The sequence below is a fragment of the Hydrogenophaga sp. genome, assembly GCF_030373225.1.
Classification (GTDB): domain Bacteria; phylum Pseudomonadota; class Gammaproteobacteria; order Burkholderiales; family Burkholderiaceae_C; genus Hydrogenophaga.
In genome coordinates, this window is the sequence record NZ_JAUCZG010000015.1 from 25,741 (window position 1) to 44,297 (window position 18,557).

Below are 18,557 nucleotides of genomic sequence, written 5' to 3' on the forward strand. Positions count from 1 at the left end.
CGTCTGACTGTCTACGACAGCTTCTTGACCAGCACCTGGCTTTTGCGGTCCCAGTTGTACTTGCGCTTGCGGGCCTCTGGCAGCCATTCGGCATTGACCTGCACGAATCCCCGCTTGAGGAACCAGTGCATGGTGCGGGTGGTGAGCACGAAGATGCTTTGCAGGCCCTGGGCCTTGGCCCTGACCTCGATGCGTTTGAGCAGGCGTTCGCCGTCGCCCTGGCTTTGTGTGTCGGGTGAGACGGTGAGGGCGGCCATCTCGCCGGTTCGCGCTTCCGGATAGGGATACAGCGCGGCGCAGCCGAAGATCACGCCGTCGTGTTCGATGATGGTGTAGTTGCCGGCGTCGCGTTCGATCTCGGTGCGGTCGCGCTTGACCAGCGTGCCGTCTTTCTCGAACGGCTCGATCAGCGCCACGATGCCGCTGACGTCGTCCATGGTGGCCTCTCGCACGCTCTCCAGCTTTTCGTCCACCACCATGGTGCCGAAGCCGTCGTGGGTGTAGATCTCCAGCAGCAGCGCGCCGTCCACCGCAAACGGCAGGATGTGGCTGCGCTCCACGCCGCCTTCGCAGGCGCGGATGCAGTACTGCAGGTAGAACGAGGGGTCGGTCGGCTGCGTCGGCGCGGGCAGGCTGGCCAGCAGCTTCTTGGCGTCGGCCAGCGGGATCTCGGTGTCGATGTCGCTCCCGGGGTCGCCCGGGTCGGTGCGCAGGCCGGGCACCTCGGTCAGAAACATCAGCTTGTCGGCCTGCAGCGCAATGGCCACCGAGGTCGCCACGTCTTCCATCGTCAGGTTGAAGGCCTCGCCGGTGGGGGAGAAGCCGAACGGCGACAGCAACACCAGCGCGCCCATGTCCAGCGTGCGCTGTATGCCTTCGGTATCGACCTTGCGCACCAGACCGGAGTGCTGGAAGTCCACCCCATCCATCAGGCCCACCGGGCGCGCGGTGATGAAGTTGCCCGAGATCACACGCACGGTGGCGCCGGCCATGGGCGTGTTGGGCAGGCCCTGGCTGAAGGCGGCCTCGATTTCATAGCGCAGCTGGCCGGCCGCTTCCTGCGCGCAATCGAGGGCCACCGAGTCGGTGATGCGCATGCCGTGCGAATACCGGGGCTCGTGGCCCTTGGCGAGCAACTGTTCGTTCACCTGTGGGCGAAAGCCGTGCACCAGCACGATCTCCACCCCCATGCTCTGGATCAGGGCCAGGTCCTGCGCCACGTTCTGCAGCTTGCCGGCGGCGATCGCTTCGCCTGCGATGCCCACCACCAGCGTGTTGCCGCGGTGCTTGTGGATGTAGGGCGCAACCGAGCGGAACCAGGGGACGAAGGTGAAGTTGAAGACAGTGGACATGGCGCTGAAGTTCTAAAGAAACGGATTTTCGACCGTGAGTTTGCCGAAGCGCTGGCCGTGCTGGCCGTCCTCGCTCACCAACACATCGGCCTGGGCGCGCAAGGCGGCTTCGAGTATGAGTGCGTCCCACCATTGCAGCTGGTGGCGAGCGGCGAGCCTCGTGGCCTCCAGCACGCTGGTGGCCGAGCTGCCCACCACCTCAAAGCTGGCCAGGCGCTCGATCTGCGCCTGCGCGGCGGCGGGGGATAACGCGGGCTGGAGCTTGCGGGTGGTCACCGCGTAGAACTCCTGAAGCACCTGGGCGCTGAGCACCACGGTGTCTTGTTCGCAGGCGCGTGCAAAACGTTCGATCGCCAAGGCCTGGCGATCCGGGTCACCGGCGTCCATGCAGTAGACGAGGACGTTGGTGTCGAAAAAGCAGATCATCAACGGCCCGGTGGTTTTTCGGCCGCGCCAGGGTAGGGGCGATCATGCGCATCGGCCCGGCTCCAGCGCTGGCCCGAGCGGTTGGCCTGGCTGCTGCGCGCCGCGGCGATGAACTCCTGTGCGGCGGTTTGTTGAGGCATTCCACCCTGGGCATAGACCGCGAGGAAATCGCGCACCTTGGCACTCACCGACGTGCCTTCCTGGATCGCACGCACGCGCGCCTGGCGCACCACGGCTTCGTCGATGGAAATGGTCAGATTGGTCATGTTGGGACTCCCGGCCTGGAAACACGAAAACACGTGCTGCACGTGAACCTGTGCCCTGCGATAATACCGCCGTGAACGACCCTGTCAATTCCTCCAGCGCCCCCGCCGCCAGGCCCAACAAGCCCCTGCACATCGAATTTCCCGAGTCGCTGCCCGTTTCGGCCCGCCGCCACGAGATCGAGGCCGCCATGCGCGAGCACCAGGTGGTGATCGTGTGTGGCGAAACCGGTTCGGGCAAGACCACGCAGATTCCGAAGATCGCCCTGGCAATGGGCAGAGGCAAGTGCAACGCCAAACCGGGTCAGCGCGGCCAGATGATCGGCCACACGCAGCCGCGGCGCATCGCAGCCTCGAGCGTGGCCAAGCGCATCGCGGAAGAACTGAAGACACCGCTGGGTGACGTGGTGGGTTTCAAGGTGCGCTTCCAGGACCGGCTCTCGAAAGACGCGTCGGTCAAGCTCATGACCGACGGCATCCTGCTGGCCGAGACGCAGACCGATCCGGACCTGCGCGCTTACGACACCATCATCATCGACGAGGCGCACGAACGAAGCCTCAACATCGACTTCCTGCTCGGCTACCTGCGCCAGCTGCTGCCGCGCCGGCCCGACCTGAAGGTGGTGGTGACCTCGGCCACGATCGATGCCGACCGCTTTGCGCAGTACTTCGCCTCCAAGCGCGGCCCCGCGCCCGTGCTCATGGTTTCGGGCCGCACCTTCCCGGTGGAGGTGCGCTGGCGCCCGTTCGAGGAGAGCCGTGATTACGATCTCAACAGTGCGATCACCGACGCGGTGGACGAGTTGTGGCGGGGTCCGGCCGGCGGCGACATCCTGGTGTTCCTGCCGGGTGAGCGCGAGATTCGCGAAGCCGCCGACCACCTGCGCAAGCACCTCAGCCACATCCCCACCTTGCGCAATGCCGAGGTGTTGCCGCTGTTCGCGCGCCTCTCCCAGGCCGAGCAGGACCGCATCTTCCAGGAGCACGGCGGGCGGCGCATCGTGCTCTCGACCAACGTGGCCGAGACCTCGCTCACGGTGCCCGGCATCCGCAATGTGATCGACGTCGGCACCGCGCGCGTCAAGCGCTACAGCTTCCGCCAGAAGGTGGAGCAACTGATGGTGGAGCCCATCAGCCAGGCGGCGGCCAACCAGCGCGCCGGGCGCTGCGGCCGTGTTGCCGACGGCATCTGCATCCGCCTGTACGACGAGGCCGGCTTCAACAGCCGCCCGAGGTTCACCGACCCCGAGATCCTGCGCAGCTCGCTCGCGGGGGTGATCCTGCGCATGAAGGCGCTGCGCCTGGGCGCGGTGGAGGAGTTCGCGTTCATCGAGGCGCCGCAAAAGCGGGCCATCGTCGACGGCTATCAGCTGCTGGCCGAGCTCGGTGCGGTGGACGACAACAACGAGCTCACCGCCATCGGCCAGACCCTCTCGCGCCTGCCACTGGACCCGCGCGTGGGCCGCATGATCCTGGAGGCGCAACAGCGCGGCGCGCTCGATGAGGTGATGGTGATCGCATCGGCCCTGAGCGTGCAGGACGTGCGTGACCGGCCGCTCGACAAACAGGCCCAGGCCGACCAGGCGCACGCCAAGTTCGACGACGAGAAGAGCGAGTTCAGCGGCACGCTCAAGCTCTGGAAGTGGCTGGAGGACTCCAGAGGGGGTCACGGCACCGACCACAAGCTCAGCCACCGCCAGTACGAAAACCTGCTGCGCGAGAACTTCGTCAACGTGCGCCGCGTGCGCGAATGGCGCGACATCCACACCCAGTTGCACACCGTGGTGGCCGAGCACAAGTGGCAGATCAACACGCAACCCGCCAGCTACGAGCAGCTGCACCTGGCGATGCTGGCCGGCCTGCTGGGCAACGTGGGTCAGAAGAGCGAAGCGGAGGAGTGGTACCTGGGTGCGCGCGGCATCAAGTTCTACCGTCACCCGGGCGCCAACCTGAGCAAGAAACCCGGGCGCTGGATCGTCTGCGCCGAGCTGGTGGAGACCACGCGCCTGTTCGGCCGCGGCATCGCCGCCATCGAGCCGCTGTGGCTGGAGCAGGTGGGCGGGCACCTGCTCAAGAAGCAGTTGCTCGATCCGCACTGGGAGAAAAAATCCGCTCAGGTCACGGCACTGGAGCGCGCCACGCTCTATGGCCTGGTGGTCTACAACAACCGGCGCACCGACTACGGCCGCGTCGACCCGGTGGGCGCGCGCGCCATTTTCATCCGCGAGGCCCTGGTCGCCGGTGACTGGGAAACGCGCCTGCCGTTTCTCGGCGCCAACCAGAAGCTGGTGAAACAGGTGGCCGAACTGGAGCACAAGTCGCGCCGGCAGGATGTGCTGGTCGACGACGAGCTCATCTACGCCTTCTACGACCAGCAACTGCCGGCGCATGTCTGCAACGGCGCGACGTTTGAACGCTGGTACCAGGACGAGGTGCGGCGCCATCCGAAGCTGCTGCTGCTCACGCGCGAAGAGCTCATGCGCCACGAGGCCGCCGGCATCACCACGCAGGCCTTTCCCAAGACGCTTCGCCTGGGCGGGGTGGACTGTGCCTGCGAGTACCTGCATGTGCCCGGCGATCCGCGCGACGGGCTTTCGGTCACGCTGCCGATCTTTGCGCTGAACCAGGCCAGCGAGGACCGTTGTGACTGGCTCGTGCCCGGCATGCTCAAGGACAAGTTGCTGGCCCTGCTCAAGACCCTGCACCAGCGGCCTCGTTCGCGCCTGGTGCCGCTGCCCGCCACCGCCGAACGGTTTACGCAGACCCTGTGCGAGCCGGCAGCGTTCGGCGCCGGCAACCTGATGGAGGTGCTGCTGAAACTGGTTCGTGACGCCACGCAGCTCGACATCCAGCGCAACGACATCAAGGTCGACATGCTGAGTCCGCACCACTTCATGCACCTGCGCGTGGTGGACGAGCACGGCCGTCAACTGGGTCAGGGCCGCAGTCTGGCGGCGCTCAAGGCCGAACTGGGCAGCCAGGCGCGCGGCGCTTTCCAGGCGCTGGCGTCGCTCAAGCTCGAGACCCTGCGTCCGGCTGTGCCCGGGCAGGAACTGCGCAGCGCTGCGCCGTTGACCCAGGCCGTCGGCAAGGCGGCGGCGGCGGCGCCGGCGGCCAGTGCCGCGCAACGTCACACCACATGGGATTTCGGCGAGCTCCCCGAACTCATGGAGATCCGCAAGGGACAGCAGTCCTTGATCGGTTTTCCAGCGCTCATCGACGATGGCGATGCGGTGCGCCTGGAGGTGTTCGACGAGCCCGATGTGGCCAGGGTACGCCACCGCGAAGGCCTGCGCCGCCTGTGCGCACTGCAGATCCGCGATGCGCTGAAGTATCTCGAGAAGAACCTGCCGGGCCTGCAGACCATGGCCGCGGCCTACATGCAGGTGGGCAAGGAGTCGGGCGCCGGCGGCACGCTGGAAGAGCTGCGCACGCAGATCCTCGAGCTCGCCCTGGACCGCGCGTTTCTGGCCGAACCCCTGCCCACCCACCCATCCGCCTTCAAGCAGCGGGTGGAGGAAGGGCGCGGCCGGCTCACCCTGATTGCCAGCGAGATCGCCCGCAGCGCCGGCGCCATCCTCGCAGAGCATGCGGCTGCCTTGCGCAAGCTCAAGGACAGCAAACCACCCGCCGATGTGGCCGCCGACGTGGGCCAGCAACTGGCCCGCCTTGTGCCCAAGCGCTTTCTGCTGCTCACACCGCATGCCCAGCTGCAGTACCTGCCGCGCTATCTGAAGGCGGTGCAGTTGCGGCTGGACAAGCTGCGGGCCGATCCCGCGCGCGACGCCGCCAGGCTGGCCGAGTTGCGCCCGCAGGACCAGCGCTTCTGGCGGCTGGTGGCCGAGCGCAAGGGCGTGCAGGACGCCCGGCTGCAGGAGCTGCGCTGGCTGCTTGAAGAGCTGCGCGTGAGCTTTTTCGCCCAGGAGCTGCGCACGCCGCAGCCGGTGAGTGTCAAGCGCCTGGACAAGGCCTGGGCGCAGCTCCAGCTGTAGTTGTTCCGGCGCAGCCAGTGGCACGCGTCTTGTCCCCCGGCGGGGGTGGGGCATGTCCAGGCCGGTTGACACCACGCCTGTTGATGCGTTTCACTGTGCGACGGGCCACCGCCGTGGCCGCTGTTTCACCGCACCGGGATCTGCCAATGGACCGTCGTGAATTTGTGGAGGGTTGCGCCCTGGGCGCAGGATCGCTGGCTGCCACGCTGGCCGGGCACGCCTGGGCCGCCGACGCCAGACCAAGGGCCTACGACCGGGTGCTGCTCGTCGATGAGCTCGGCAAGCCGCTCAAGGCCACGAGCCTGCGGGTCCAGACCAACTACGTGTTTCACTATCCCTTCGAGGCCACGCCGGTGTTTCTGCTGGACCTGGGCAAGCCCGCTGTGGCCACCCCGCTGGTGACGCGCGAGAAGCAGCCCTACCAGTGGCCCGGTGGCGTGGGGCCCGGGCGCAGCCTGGTGGCGTTTTCAGCCATCTGTGCGCACAAGCTGGTGTACCCGACCAAGGACCTGAGCTTCATCAGTTTCCGCAAGGGCGCTGCGGTGAACCCGCAGACGCCGAGCAAGGGCAGCGACCTCATCCATTGCTGCGCCGACCACAGCCAGTACGACCCGGCACGGGGTGCCCGGGTGCTCGGCGGGCCGGCCGAGCAGCCGCTGTGCGCGGTGCTGCTCGAACACGATCCCAAGACCGACCAGTTGACCGCCACCGCCACCCTCGGTGGCGAATTGTTCGACGACTTCTTCAAGAAGTACGAAATGAAGTTGAGCCTGGAGGTGGGGCCGAATGCCCGCCAGGCCGTGGCGCGCCAGAGCACGGTGCGCGAACTCGACCGGTTCTGTCGAAACCCGGTGCGCTGCTGAATCCTGCGGGGCGGCAGCGGTTTGCCGACAGAGCCCTCAGAGCCGCGACAGGCGCTTCAAGGCTTCTCGCAAGGTGTCGTCTTTCTTGGCGAAGCAGAAGCGCACCACACGCTGGTCGAACCCGTCCCCATAGAAAGCCGACAGGGGAATGGCGGCCACCCCGATCTCTTGCGTGAGCCACTGGCAGAAATCCGCTTCGCTCAGGTCGCGCTCGGGCACGGCCAGCGCCGAGATGTCGACGCACTGGAAGTAGGTGCCCTCGCCCGGGAGCATGCGAAAACGCGTCTGCGCCAGGCCTTCGCGAAACAGGTCGCGCTTGCGCTGGTAGAACGCACCGAGCTCGAGGTAGGGCGCCGGGCTGGCCATGTACGCCGCCAGCGCATGCTGCATCGGGGTGTTGACGGTGAACACATTGAACTGGTGAACCTTGCGGAACTCGGCGGTGAACGCCGCAGGCGCCACCACGGTGCCCACCTTCCAGCCGGTCACGTGGTAAGTCTTGCCGAAGCTGCTGACGATGAAGGCACGCGCGGCCAGGCCCGCAAAGCGCGCGGCACTCTGGTGGAGCTGGCCGTCGAACACCATGTGTTCGTACACCTCGTCGCTGATCAGCAGCACGTCGGTGGGGGCCAGCAGTTCCTGCAGGCGGAGCATGTCGGCCGCACTCCACACCGTGCCGCTGGGGTTGTGCGGGCTGTTGATGATGATGGCGCGCGTGCGCGACGTCATGGCCGCTGCAATGCGGCCGAAGTCGGGACGAAAGGTTCCTGGTGTCAGTGGCACGCGCACCGGCACACCACCGGCCAGCTCGATGTTGGGAACGTAGCTGTCGTAGCAGGGCTCCAGCACGATCACTTCGTCGCCCGGGTGCACCACGGCGAGCAGTGCCGTGAAGATCGCCTGTGTGGCGCCGGCGGTGACGGTGATCTCGCTGACCGGATCGCAGCGCAGGCCGTACAGGGCCTGCATCTTGGCAGCCATGGCCTGGCGCAAGGCCGGCACCCCCGGCATGGGCGGGTACTGGTTGTGCCCGGCCTGCATGGCCTGCGTGACCGCGTCGAGCAAGGCGGGGTCGCAATCGAAGTCGGGAAATCCCTGGCCCAGGTTGACCGCCTGGTGCTCGGTGGCCAGGGCCGACATCACGGTGAAGATCGTCGTGCCCACGTTGGGCAGACGAGAGGTGAGGGCAGGTGTTTTGAGTCCGGGTGACGTCATGGCGTTTTTCGCAGGTGCTTGGGAGAGAGCATTTTTGGCAAGAAAACCCGCGGAACTGGCTCCGCCAGGCCGCAGGGTTTGCCCCCTTGAGGGGGGATGCGGCCACACGCAGTGAGCAGGCAACGGGGGTGGCTCACAGCTCGTAGTCGTCCGGGGTGCCGCTCATGGCGCGCATGACCTGGTCGCGCGTCAGGCGCTCGCTCAACAGCTCGGCAAAGCGCAGCACGAAGTGGCGCAGGTAGGTCCCGCGCTTGAAGGCCACGCGAGCCAGGTTGTGGCCGAACAGGTCGGCGGCGGGTCGGGACACCAGGTCGGGTGTCTGGTTGTCGCCGGCCATCGCCATTTCGGCCACGATGCCCACGCCCATGCCCAGCTTCACGTAGGTCTTGATCACGTCGGAGTCGATGGCTTCCAGCACGATGTTGGGCTTGAGATGCCGCAATGCGAACGCCTGGTCGATGCGGGTGCGGCCGGTGTAGCTGGGGTGGTAGGTGATCAGCGGCACCTGGGCGAGGTCTTCGTGCGTGATGCGCTCGCGCTCGAGCAGCGGGTGGTCGAACGGGAACACCAGCACGTGCTGCCATTCGTAGCACGGCAGTGTGACGAGCTCGGGGTAGTTCACCAGCGACTCGGTGGCCATGCCGATCTCGGCCACCTCCTCCATCAACATCCTGGCCACCTGATCGGGCGAACCCTGGTGCAGGCTGATGCCGACCTTGGGGTAGGCCTGGCGCAGCGCCGCGACGGGACCGGGCAGCACATAGCGGGCCTGGGTGTGGGTGGTGGCGATCGACAGCGTGCCGCTGTCCTGCGCCGAATACTGCTCACCGATGCGCCTGAGGTTGTTGACCTCGCGCAGGATGATTTCGATGCTCTTGAGCACCTGCACGCCAGGCTCGGTCACGCGCTTGATGCGCTTGCCGTGGCGCGCAAAGATCTCGATGCCGAGCTCGTCCTCGAGTTCGATGATGGCCTTGGACACGCCGGGTTGCGAGGTGTGCAGGGCCTTGGCCGCTTCGGTCAGGTTGAGGTTGCGACGCACGGCCTCCTGAACAAAACGGAACTGGTGCAGGTTCATGACGCCGGCTCCAGCGCGATCTGCGCGAGCAGGGCGGTCAGCCGGGGGTCTTCTCCGGCAGCGGGGAGTTGCTCGAATTGCACGGCGGGATGGGCCAGCCGGAGATCGCGCATCAGCACGGGCAGGTCTTCGCGCGCGTGTTTTCCCATGCCGAAAAAAAGCGGCAGCACCCGCACCTGCGTGACGCCGGCCTGCACCATTTTTCGGGCGGCGGTGGCGATGTCGGGCTCACACAGTTCGAGGTAGGCGCAGGACACGGCGGCGGACGGATCCCGGCTCGAGATCTGCTGCGCCACTGACTCCACCGGCAGACGCCACAGGGGGTCGCGCGACCCATGGGCAAACACGATCACTCCAAGCATGGACACGCTACCTTCGCAAGACGAGCCAGCCAAAAGCGGCCAGCGAAAACACCGAATAGATCAGCGCGGGTGAAGCCGCCGCCAGCCAGGGGCGCCAGGCATTGAGGTTGCCGATGTAGCCGAACACGTTGTTGAGCAGGAAGAAGCTGATGCCGATCATCACGCCCCCGAACACGTAGGCCGTGATGCTGCCCGAGCGGAAATGCAGGTAGGCAAAGGGCAGGGCGAGCACCACCATGACGAGGCAGCTCAGGGGATAGAACACCTTGCGCCAGAACTCGATCTCGTAGCGCTGCGCGGTCTGTCCGTTGGCCTGCAGGTGGCGGATGTAGCCGAAGAGGTCGGCGGTGCGCATGGTCTCGGGCTTGAGCAAGGCCACCGACACCATCTCGCTGTTGATGCCGCTCGGCCAGCGGAAGGTGTCCAGTTCGCTGCGCACGATGCGTGCCGACGTTTTCCCCGCGGTGTCGAATTCGCGGCGCTGCACCTGGCGCAAGGTCCATGAATCGTCGGTCTCGATCTGCCCGGTGGCGGCAGAGAGGGTGGAGACCAGCGAGCCCTGGTTGTTGAACTCAAAAATGCGCACATTGCCCAGTTCACCGCGAGGCGACAGGGAGCCCACATTGACCGAGAAATTGCTGTAGGGCTGCCGTTCCTTGAGCCAGGCGCCGGTCTGCCCCACGCTGATGTTGCCCTGGTAGCGGGCCTTGAGCAGCTGGGCTGTCCGGTCCGCGAGCGGGGCCACGTAGTCACCCAGCGCGAACGTGAGCACCACGAACACGGCGCCCAGACCGAGCAAGGTCCGCAGCGCACGCCACGGCCCCAGGCCACTGGTGCGCAGGATGGTGTATTCCGAACCCTGGGCCAGGCGCGCCAGCACGAACACCGCGCCGATCAGCACCGAGATCGGCAGCAGCTCGTAGATGCGGCTGGGCATGAGCAGGCCCACATAAAGCAGGGCATGTGGCACTTCGTACACCAGGGCGGCGTCGAGCGCCGAGGGCTTGCCCAGCGCAGGCAACTCGTCCACAAAGTCGAAGAAGAAGAAGAGCGAGAGAAAGGCCAGCAGCACGAAGCCCACCGCGAGGAAGATTTCGCCGTAGATCAGTCGACGGATCGTTTTCATGCGGCGGTTCCCTGTACCGGTGTGCCGGCGCTGCGCCGCCGGTTGATCCAGCTGGTCACGCTCAGGTTGTAGTGGCGCTTGAACAGCCAGAGCACGGTCAGTACAAACACCCCTCCGTGCAGCGTCAGCATGAACCCGCCCAGCCCCACCAGTCCGCCGGCCACCCAGCTCTGACCGAGGTTGAGCAGGTTGTAATAGAACACGAAGGCAAACAGGGTGAAGAAGAGATTGCCACCGCGACCGGCGCGCGGGTTGCCCGCGGTGGTGGCCAGGGCAATCAGCACGAAGTTGAACGACGTGAGCGCCATGCCGATGCGCCAGCCCAGCTCGCCCAGATTGGCGCGGTCGGGTTCGTTGATCAACTGCAGCGTGCTGCGCGACTTCAAGGCCTGCGATCTGCCTTCGGCAGTGGAGGAAGAACCGATCCGTGTGCCGTAGCTCTCGAATTCGCTGACCCTCAGGCCGCTGCCGTCGGGCGCGGTTTCCAGGCGCTGGCCGTTGTTGAGCATCAGGAGCTGCTCGTCCTTCACCCATTCAATGCGGCCCGATCGCGCCGACGTCACGGTCTCGCGCCCGTCGTCTTCGGTGCTCGAGATGAAAATGTTGCGTCCCTCGGTGCCACCGGCCGTGTCCTTGTCGATGAAGAAGACGCGGCGGCCGCTTGACGATTCCTGGAACTGCCCGGGCGCCACGCGCTCGAGGTCGCCTCGACGCTCGAAACGGCTGCGCAGGTTGTCGGTCTGCTGATTGGCCCAGGGCCACACGAAGAAGACCATCAGGGTGATGACCGCCAGGATGGGCCATGAGAAGCGCAGAACCGGTCCGAGAAAGCCCCCGAGCGAGCGTCCGCTGGAGAACCAGATGATCATTTCGCTGTCGCGGTACATGCGCGAGAGCGTGAAGACGATGGCGACAAACAAGGCCAGCGTCAGGATGGTGGGCATGCGCCCGATGACGGTGTAGCCCAGCACCAGGGCGATTTCCTGTGGGTTGACGCTGCCGCGGGAGGCCAGTCCGAGGGTGCGGATCAACAGCATCGTGAGCACGATGGTGAACAGCACCACCAGGGTGGCTCCGAAGCTGCGTGCCAGCTCTTTGCGGATGGAAGAATGGAATAACATCGATTGAGAACAGGAAAACACGATTATGGACTTCGAACTCAAATCCCTCAGTGCTGCACAAGCGGCCCAACTGCCGGTGGACGCGTTGCTGGTGCTGGTGCCCGACACGACAGCGACCACCAGGTCCGCCGACCAGACCCTCACCCGGCTGGTGGCGCAGGCCGTTGCCCACCAGGATCTCGACAGTGGTGTCGCCAAGCTGCTGTCGTGCTACCGGCCCGAGGGGTTCAAGGCCTCGCGTGTGACGCTGGTGCGGCTCGGTGACGGCTCGCCCGCTTCGGTGCGCAAGGCGGTGACAGCCGGCATGGGCGCTCTCAAGCAACCTGGCGTGCAAACGCTCGGTCTGGTGTTCAGCCTGACGGATGCCGGCGACGACACCGTGCGCGCCGCGATGCAGGCCTGCGCCGATGCCAGCTATTGCTACACCACGACCAAACCCAGTGCCAAGGCACGCAGCGTGAAACGTGTGGTGATCGGTGTGACCAGGGCCGCCGACGTGGAGCGCGGCTTCGCGGTGGGCAAGGCCCAGGTGGTCGGCGTGGAATTTGCCAAGGAATGGGCCAACCGCCCGGCCAACCATGCCACGCCAACGCTGCTGGGTGAGGCCGCACGCAAGCTCGGTCGCCACAGCGGCTTCAAGACCGATGTGCTGGGCCCCAAGCAGGTGGAGGCCCTGGGCATGGGCTCTTTCCTGTCGGTCGCCCGCGGCTCCGTCGAACCCTTGCGCTTCATCGTCATGCACTACAACGGTGGTGCCAAGGGCAGTGCTCCGGTGGTGCTGGTCGGCAAAGGCATCACGTTCGACACCGGCGGCATCTCCATCAAGCCCGCTGCCGAGATGGACGAGATGAAGTTCGACATGGGTGGTGCAGCCAGTGTGCTGGGTACCTTCGCTGCGTTGGCCGAGCTCAGGCCGGCCATCAACGTGGTCGGACTCATTCCCAGCTGCGAAAACATGCCCGACGGACAGGCCGTGAAACCCGGCGACGTGGTCACCAGCATGAGCGGACAGACCATCGAGATCCTGAACACCGATGCCGAAGGTCGGCTGATCCTGTGCGATGCGCTCACCTATGCGGCCCGTTTCAAACCGCGCAGCGTGGTCGACATCGCCACTCTTACCGGCGCCTGCGTGATCGCCTTGGGTGGCGTGCGCTCCGGCCTGTTTTCCCCCCGCGACGATCTGGCGCAGGCCCTGGCCAGCGCTGGCGAGAAGTCGCTCGACCTGTGCTGGCGCATGCCGCTGGACGACGAGTACGCCGAAGGCCTCAAGTCGAATTTTGCCGACATGGGCAACGTTGCCGGCCGCGCCGGGGGTGCCATCACCGCCGCCAAGTTCCTGCAGAAGTTCGCCACCGAACTGCCCTGGGCCCACCTCGACATTGCGGGCACGGCCTGGAAAGGCGGCGCGGCCAAAGGCTCAACCGGCCGCCCCGTGCCGCTGTTGCTGCAGTACCTGCTGGACCAGGTGGAGGTGGCGCCGGTCAAACCGGCGGGGCGCAAACCGGCCAAGGCCTGAGGCACCATTGCCCGACGTCGCCTTCCACTTCAATGCACCGGATCGGCTGGGCTATGCCTGCCGGTTGTTGCGCAAGGCGTATCTGCGCAAGGCGCGGGTGTTCGCCTGGGTCGCCGAGGATGACCTGGCTCGACTCGATGCATCGTTGTGGACCATGGGAGCGGGGGAATTCGTCCCGCATTGCCGAATCGACGATCCCGATCTGTTGAAAGATCACTCACCCATCCAGTTGGGCGATCGGCTGCCCGATGAGCGTGGGGCATTCCTCCTGGTGAACCTGCGCCACGACATGCCCGACGACCCCGGCGCGTTCAACCGTGTCATCGAGGTGGTGACGCGTGACGAGGCCGACCGGGCACCCGCTCGGGAACGCTGGCGTCAGTACAAGGCATTGGGCATGGAGCCGCAGAGGCACGATCTGCAATCGGCACCCGCCGACTGAGCCCCGCCGGGGCTCTTCCAATGCCGGAGGATCGTGCCCAGCATGTCTTCGGCTAATGTGGCATTCAATGCGGTGATGAGGTCCATGAAAACCCTCGAACCGGATTCCGCCTTGCCGCATAAGTGAAATTAGCCGCATTTTTAGAGTATCTTTATGGGCGTGATGGCAAAAGTTCCCATTGCTCAACTCTTTAATCCTTTTTGAGGAAAACCATGCAACTGAACCTGAAATTGGCCGTTCTTGCGGCGGCCGTCGCTCTTGCCGCTTGCGGCAAAAAAGAAGAAGCCGCGCCGGTCGCAGCACCTGCGGCGGCTCCTGCACCTGCAGCCCAGGTCATCAAGATTGGTCATGTCGGTCCCACCAGCGGCGGCATTGCCCACCTGGGCAAGGACAACGAGAACGGCGCCAAGATGGCGATCGAAGAGCTGAACGCTGCCGGCCTGACCATCGGTGGCGCTCCCGTGACCTTCGAGTTGCTGGCTGAAGACGATGCTGCCGATCCCAAGCAGGGCACGGCCGCCGCCACCAAGCTGGTGGATGCCAAGGTCGCCGGCGTGATCGGTCACCTGAACTCGGGCACCACCATTCCTGCTTCGCAGATCTACAACGACGCCGGCATCCCCCAGATTTCCCCATCGGCAACCAACCCCAAGTACACCCGCCAGGGTTACGCAGGCGTGTTCCGCATGGTGGCTGACGACGTGCACCTCGGCGGCACCCTGGGCAAGTACGCCGTGGAAACGCTCGGCGCCAAAACCGTGGCCGTGATCGACGACCGCACGGCCTATGGCCAGGGCGTGGCCGACGAGTTCGAAAAAGGCGTGGCGGCAGCAGGCGGCACCGTGGTGGGCCGTGAGTTCACCAACGACAAAGCGACCGACTTCAACGCCATCCTGACCACCCTGAAGGCCAAGAAGCCAGACGTCGTGTTCTTCGGCGGCATGGACGCCGTGGCCGGCCCGATGCTCAAGCAGATGAAGCAACTCGGCATCAATGCCAAGTTCATGGGTGGAGACGGCATCTGCTCCAGCGAATTGCCCAAGCTGGCCGCTGAAGGCATGGCTGACGAGCAGGTGTATTGCGCCGAAGCCGGCGGTGTCGAAGGCGAACAGAAAGAAGGCATGGACAAGTTCCGCGCCGACTTCAAGGCCAAGTTCGGCGCTGACGTTCAGGTGTACGCACCCTACGTGTACGACGCTGTGAAAGTCATGGCCAACGCCATGGTGACCGCCGGCTCGGCCGACCCCAAGGTCTACCTGCCCGCACTCAAGGCCACCAACTACAAAGGCGTGACCGGCAACATCGCGTTCGACGAAAAGGGCGACATCAAGAACGGCGCCCTGACGCTGATGACCTACAAGGGCGGCGCCCGCACCACCCTGGCCGTGATCCGCTGATCAGCGCTCCCGGTCCACTGAAAGGCCACCTTCGGGTGGCCTTTTTCATGGGAACCCGCGAAGACTGCGAAGCGCTCCTTCAGACCCAGCCCAGCGCCCCGAGAACGGCACCTGCGCCGATCATCCACAGAAGGTGCAGTCTGGTCCGCCACACCAGCACCGTGGCGGTTGCGGTAAGCAGCCACAGAGGCCAGTCGCGACCGGGATGGTCGTGCGAGCCGGTGAGCAGCCAGCCGGTGGCAATCAACAGCGCGATCACGATCGGCGCCATGCCGGTTTTGAAGGCGCGCACCGCACGCAACTCGCGGTTGTTGTGGGCCCAGCGCGTGGCGGTGTAGGTGAGCACGGACGACGGCAGCATGATCGCCACCATGGTCACCAGCACGCCCAGCAGCGCCAGTGCCCAGGCTGTTGCGCCGCCAGACGGTCCACCGCCAGCGTTGAGGCCGACGTTCCATCCCAGCAGTGCAACGAACAGAACATTGGGGCCGGGTGCTGCCTGGGAGAGCGCGATCGACGAGGTGAATTGCGCGTCGGTCAGCCAGCCGTTCTCGTGAACCAGGTAGCGGTGCATGTCCGGCGCGGTGGTGATGGCGCCACCCACGCCGAGCAGTGACAGCGAGGCAAAGTGGGTGAACAGGTTGAGCCAGTTCGCGGCATCGGGTGCCATGCTCGTCATCGGCGCCCTTTCTCGATGTGCCCAAGCACACGGTAGGACCACAGGCAAGCGGCGCCGCCAATGCCCAGCAGCACCCACAGCAGTGGCCAGCGCAACAGTGCAATGGCGATGAAGGTGAGCACGGCCAGTGTGATGCACACCGCCATGCCCATCGCGTTCCTGTCCAGCGCAGCGATGAGCTTGATGCCGGTGGCAGTGATCAGGCCCGCCGCCACGGCGCCCATGCCGCGCAGCGCGTTTTGCGCCATCGGACTGTCTGCGACGCTGCCGTAGAGAGCGGCCAGCAGCAGCACGATCAACAGCGGAGCGGCCAGCATGCCCGCCAGCGCGGCCAGCGCGCCCGGCAGGCCGAAATAGCGCCCTCCGATCATCATCGAGAGGTTGACCACATTGGGGCCCGGCATGATCTGCGCCACAGCCCAGTCTTCCACGAACTGCTCTCGCGTCATCCAGCGTTTTTTCTCCACCAGCTCGCGCTGCACCACCGCCAGCACGCCGCCAAAGCCCTGCAGGGCCAGCCAGGTGAAGGAGAGGAAGAGATCGGTTCTGGAGCCGGGGCGGGCAGGGGGGTCTTCAGCCACGCTGCAGCATGTTTCGAACGGTGTCCGCGAGCAAGGGCTTGGTGACGAATCCCTGGATCAAGGGGATGTCGGCCACCCGCGCGCGGTCCCGGGGCGAATCGGACGAGGTGAGCATCAACAGAACCACGGCGGACTTGTCCGCCAGCAAGGGAGTGGCTTCAAGCGCGAACTCGAAACCGTCCATCAGCGGCATGTTGATGTCGAGGTAGATGCAGGTCGGGATGGTCAGCGCATCGGCCTGGAGGAAGCTCAGGGCCTCGAAGCCGCTTTCGAACACGATGATGTCGCCGGTGAAGCCGGCGCGCCGGATCATGATTTCGTGGAAAACGTTGTCAGCCTCGTTGTCGTCGATCAGGATGAAACGATCGGGAGCGGTCATGGTCATTCCAGGGCAGCGGCGGCCGGGGCCGCTGTCAGATGAAGCGTGAAGCGGCTGCCTTCGCCCGGCACGGAGTGCACGGATATCCGGCCTCCGTGCAATTGTGCGATGCGGCGGCACACCGACAGTCCCAGGCCGTTGCCTTCGTGGTGGGTGCGCGTGTGCAGGCGCTTGAACATGTCGAAAATGTCGCGCTGGTGTTCGGCTGCAATGCCGATGCCGTTGTCACTCACGTGAATCCGATGCTCGCCATCGACATGTTCCACCGTGATGCGCACCACCGGGGGAACGCCTCGCCGGGCGAACTTCAGGCCATTGGAAGCCAGGTTCTTGAGGACGATGTGCAGCAGTGTTTCGTCGGCCATCACCGTCGGCTGCCCGAGGCATTCGATGCGACCGTCGAGCCGTTTCAGCAGCGGTGCAAGATCCTCCAGCAGTTGATCCACCAGGCGGACGATTTCCACCGGGCGCAGCTCCACGATGTGGTTGCCCAGCCGCACGAAATGCAGCAGGTCGTCGAGCAGGAGGCGCATGCGCTGCCCGCCTGACTGAACGAATGAGAGATACCGCTGGGCTGTGGGCGTGAGCTCCTGCTGGTGATCGCTCACCAGCAGCGAGGTGAAGTTGTTGACGGTGTTGATGGGTTCGCGCAGGTCGTGCGAAATGATGTGGATGAAGCGCTCCTGCTCCATGGTCCGTTGCTCCAGCAGGGCGACGGTCTGCTGCAGTTGCGCTTCGCGCGTCCGGGTTTCCTGCACGTCCTGCGCCCGCATGACGGCGCCGGTGATCTCTCCGCGGGCATTGCGCACCGGCAGCATCGCGGCCTCGACGAAGCGGGCACCACGCGCCGGGAAAACCGTCTTGCGGGTGTAGGAGCTGTGCTCCCCGGCCAAAGCCTTGTCGAGCTGAGGCTGAATGATGGTGCGAAACGCCTCTTCACCCACGTGCTCGGCGAGCTTGCGTCCGATGATCTGCTCGCGGGTGCAGCCCCAGTACGCAAGAAAGGTGTCGTTGACGTGCTGATAGACGTACTGCGTGTCGATATAGACCTGCAGGTCGAGCCCGGAAATGGCCATGGCGGTGAGTTGCTCGTGTTGCCGCCGGGCTTCTTCAATGCGCACCGATTCATGCTCCAGCAAGCTGGTGACCAGGCTGGCCAGGCGCTGCAGGGCGTCGAGCTGCCCGGGATGAAGCGTGCGGGCTTGCTGGTCGATCACACACACCGTGCCCAGCGCAAACCCGTCGGCGGTCACGATGGGCGCTCCGGCATAGAAGCGTGCGCTGAGGTGGCCGGTGACAAACGGATTGCCGCTGAATCGTTGGTCGAGCCGGAGATCCTCGACCACCATCACCTGTTCCGGCTCCAGGATGGCATGGGAACAAAAGGCCACGGCCCGGGGCGTTTCCCTCTCTTGCATGCCCACGCTCGATTTGAACCACTGTCGGTCCTGGTCGACCAGGCTGACGAGCGCCACTGGTGTGCCGCAGATCAGCCGGGCCAGCGCCGAAATGTCGTCGAATGCCTTCTGGGGCAGGGTGTCGAGGATGCCCAGGCCGTGGAGTCTGGCCAGCCGTTGGGGCTCGTTGGCGGGAAGCGGGTGGGTCAACATGGTGCTCATTTCGAGGGTCGCCAAGTTGTAACACAGGCCCCGGTGTCGCATGCGTGGCGCAGCGCGATACAGGCTGCCTCGTCCACTTCGACACATCCTGCGGGACATCTGTTGTGCGGACCTCCACGGCCCCACGACGGTGTCGCCGTCAG

General features: G+C 65.4%; 17 protein-coding genes. 5 read left to right on the forward strand and 12 right to left on the reverse strand.

Features of this window, described 5'->3' with window-relative positions:
* Positions 1-11: 11 nt before the first annotated feature.
* Genes argA through QUV35_RS10280 form a run of 3 tightly spaced genes read right to left on the reverse strand, consistent with a single transcriptional unit; the run spans position 12 to position 2,044 of the window.
* Positions 12-1,352, reverse strand: a complete 1,341-nt coding sequence (argA, locus tag QUV35_RS10270; RefSeq protein ID WP_300873353.1) for an amino-acid N-acetyltransferase — start codon at positions 1,350-1,352, stop codon at positions 12-14.
* A gap of 12 nt (positions 1,353-1,364) precedes the next feature.
* The gene (locus QUV35_RS10275; RefSeq protein WP_300873355.1) at positions 1,365-1,778 is read right to left on the reverse strand and encodes a PIN domain-containing protein; all 414 of its coding nucleotides are present in this window, start codon (positions 1,776-1,778) and stop codon (positions 1,365-1,367) included.
* A complete protein-coding gene (locus QUV35_RS10280) occupies positions 1,778-2,044 on the reverse strand; it encodes a DUF6364 family protein (RefSeq protein ID WP_300873357.1) in 267 nt (88 codons plus the stop codon). The genes QUV35_RS10275 and QUV35_RS10280 overlap by 1 nt, the downstream gene beginning before the upstream one ends.
* A 71-nt stretch (positions 2,045-2,115) precedes the next feature.
* On the opposite strand from QUV35_RS10280, the gene hrpA reads away from it, so the two are divergent.
* Both hrpA and QUV35_RS10290 read left to right on the forward strand, forming a co-directional pair.
* Positions 2,116-6,033, forward strand: coding sequence for an ATP-dependent RNA helicase HrpA (hrpA, locus tag QUV35_RS10285; protein ID WP_300873359.1), 3,918 nt, complete (start codon positions 2,116-2,118; stop codon positions 6,031-6,033).
* Between the two features lie 146 nt (positions 6,034-6,179).
* Positions 6,180-6,896 carry a (2Fe-2S)-binding protein gene (locus QUV35_RS10290; RefSeq protein ID WP_300873361.1) on the forward strand — a complete coding sequence of 239 codons (717 nt, stop codon included), beginning with the start codon at positions 6,180-6,182 and terminating at the stop codon, positions 6,894-6,896.
* Positions 6,897-6,932: 36 nt separating this feature from the next.
* Here the strand turns inward: QUV35_RS10290 and QUV35_RS10295 are convergent, their stop codons facing one another.
* The 5 genes from QUV35_RS10295 to lptF form a co-directional block, all read right to left on the reverse strand.
* Complete coding sequence (locus QUV35_RS10295; protein ID WP_300873363.1) at positions 6,933-8,111, reverse strand: pyridoxal phosphate-dependent aminotransferase; 1,179 nt, start codon at positions 8,109-8,111, stop codon at positions 6,933-6,935.
* 133 nt (positions 8,112-8,244) lie between these two features.
* Positions 8,245-9,189 carry a CysB family HTH-type transcriptional regulator gene (locus tag QUV35_RS10300; RefSeq protein WP_300873365.1) on the reverse strand — a complete coding sequence of 315 codons (945 nt, stop codon included), beginning with the start codon at positions 9,187-9,189 and terminating at the stop codon, positions 8,245-8,247.
* Positions 9,186-9,551 carry a CbiX/SirB N-terminal domain-containing protein gene (locus tag QUV35_RS10305; protein WP_300873367.1) on the reverse strand — a complete coding sequence of 122 codons (366 nt, stop codon included), beginning with the start codon at positions 9,549-9,551 and terminating at the stop codon, positions 9,186-9,188. The genes QUV35_RS10300 and QUV35_RS10305 overlap by 4 nt, the downstream gene beginning before the upstream one ends.
* A gap of 7 nt (positions 9,552-9,558) precedes the next feature.
* Positions 9,559-10,677: an LPS export ABC transporter permease LptG gene (gene lptG / locus QUV35_RS10310; protein ID WP_300873369.1), complete on the reverse strand. Its 1,119-nt coding sequence runs from the start codon at positions 10,675-10,677 to the stop codon at positions 9,559-9,561.
* Positions 10,674-11,798, reverse strand: coding sequence for an LPS export ABC transporter permease LptF (gene lptF, locus QUV35_RS10315; RefSeq protein ID WP_300873371.1), 1,125 nt, complete (start codon positions 11,796-11,798; stop codon positions 10,674-10,676). Before lptF ends, lptG begins: the two co-directional genes overlap by 4 nt.
* A gap of 25 nt (positions 11,799-11,823) precedes the next feature.
* Here lptF and QUV35_RS10320 point away from each other — a divergent pair, with 25 nt between their 5' ends.
* The 3 genes from QUV35_RS10320 (at position 11,824) to QUV35_RS10330 (ending at position 15,156) form a co-directional block, all read left to right on the forward strand.
* Complete coding sequence (locus QUV35_RS10320) at positions 11,824-13,317, forward strand: leucyl aminopeptidase (RefSeq protein WP_300873373.1); 1,494 nt, start codon at positions 11,824-11,826, stop codon at positions 13,315-13,317.
* 7 nt (positions 13,318-13,324) lie between these two features.
* Positions 13,325-13,759: a DNA polymerase III subunit chi gene (locus tag QUV35_RS10325; RefSeq protein ID WP_300873375.1), complete on the forward strand. Its 435-nt coding sequence runs from the start codon at positions 13,325-13,327 to the stop codon at positions 13,757-13,759.
* Positions 13,760-13,971: 212 nt separating this feature from the next.
* Positions 13,972-15,156 (forward strand): branched-chain amino acid ABC transporter substrate-binding protein, encoded by a 1,185-nt coding sequence (locus QUV35_RS10330; RefSeq protein WP_300873377.1) that lies wholly within the window; start codon positions 13,972-13,974, stop codon positions 15,154-15,156.
* Between the two features lie 79 nt (positions 15,157-15,235).
* Here QUV35_RS10330 and QUV35_RS10335 read toward each other — a convergent pair whose 3' ends face one another.
* Genes QUV35_RS10335 through QUV35_RS10350 form a run of 4 tightly spaced genes read right to left on the reverse strand, consistent with a single transcriptional unit; the run spans position 15,236 to position 18,414 of the window.
* Positions 15,236-15,835, reverse strand: coding sequence for a chromate transporter (locus QUV35_RS10335; protein WP_300873379.1), 600 nt, complete (start codon positions 15,833-15,835; stop codon positions 15,236-15,238).
* A complete protein-coding gene (locus QUV35_RS10340; RefSeq protein ID WP_300873381.1) occupies positions 15,832-16,416 on the reverse strand; it encodes a chromate transporter in 585 nt (194 codons plus the stop codon). The genes QUV35_RS10335 and QUV35_RS10340 overlap by 4 nt, the downstream gene beginning before the upstream one ends.
* The gene (locus QUV35_RS10345; RefSeq protein WP_300873383.1) at positions 16,409-16,795 is read right to left on the reverse strand and encodes a response regulator; all 387 of its coding nucleotides are present in this window, start codon (positions 16,793-16,795) and stop codon (positions 16,409-16,411) included. Before QUV35_RS10345 ends, QUV35_RS10340 begins: the two co-directional genes overlap by 8 nt.
* A gap of 2 nt (positions 16,796-16,797) precedes the next feature.
* A complete protein-coding gene (locus QUV35_RS10350; protein ID WP_300873385.1) occupies positions 16,798-18,414 on the reverse strand; it encodes an ATP-binding protein in 1,617 nt (538 codons plus the stop codon).
* Positions 18,415-18,557 lie beyond the last annotated feature (143 nt).

Bases quoted from the DNA above. Each gene is read 5' to 3' on its own strand.
- QUV35_RS10275 (WP_300873355.1), bottom strand. From the start codon at position 1,778: ATGATCTGCTTTTTCGACACCAACGTCCTCGTCTACTGCATGGACGCC.
- QUV35_RS10300 (WP_300873365.1), bottom strand. From the start codon at position 9,189: ATGAACCTGCACCAGTTCCGTTTTGTTCAGGAGGCCGTGCGTCGCAAC.
- lptF (WP_300873371.1), bottom strand. From the start codon at position 11,798: ATGTTATTCCATTCTTCCATCCGCAAAGAGCTGGCACGCAGCTTCGGA.
- QUV35_RS10305 (WP_300873367.1), bottom strand. From the start codon at position 9,551: ATGCTTGGAGTGATCGTGTTTGCCCATGGGTCGCGCGACCCCCTGTGG.
- QUV35_RS10280 (WP_300873357.1), bottom strand. From the start codon at position 2,044: ATGACCAATCTGACCATTTCCATCGACGAAGCCGTGGTGCGCCAGGCG.
- QUV35_RS10335 (WP_300873379.1), bottom strand. From the start codon at position 15,835: ATGACGAGCATGGCACCCGATGCCGCGAACTGGCTCAACCTGTTCACC.
- QUV35_RS10345 (WP_300873383.1), bottom strand. From the start codon at position 16,795: ATGACCGCTCCCGATCGTTTCATCCTGATCGACGACAACGAGGCTGAC.
- QUV35_RS10295 (WP_300873363.1), bottom strand. From the start codon at position 8,111: ATGACGTCACCCGGACTCAAAACACCTGCCCTCACCTCTCGTCTGCCC.
- QUV35_RS10350 (WP_300873385.1), bottom strand. From the start codon at position 18,414: ATGAGCACCATGTTGACCCACCCGCTTCCCGCCAACGAGCCCCAACGG.
- QUV35_RS10320 (WP_300873373.1), top strand. From the start codon at position 11,824: ATGGACTTCGAACTCAAATCCCTCAGTGCTGCACAAGCGGCCCAACTG.
- lptG (WP_300873369.1), bottom strand. From the start codon at position 10,677: ATGAAAACGATCCGTCGACTGATCTACGGCGAAATCTTCCTCGCGGTG.
- QUV35_RS10330 (WP_300873377.1), top strand. From the start codon at position 13,972: ATGCAACTGAACCTGAAATTGGCCGTTCTTGCGGCGGCCGTCGCTCTT.
- argA (WP_300873353.1), bottom strand. From the start codon at position 1,352: ATGTCCACTGTCTTCAACTTCACCTTCGTCCCCTGGTTCCGCTCGGTT.
- QUV35_RS10290 (WP_300873361.1), top strand. From the start codon at position 6,180: ATGGACCGTCGTGAATTTGTGGAGGGTTGCGCCCTGGGCGCAGGATCG.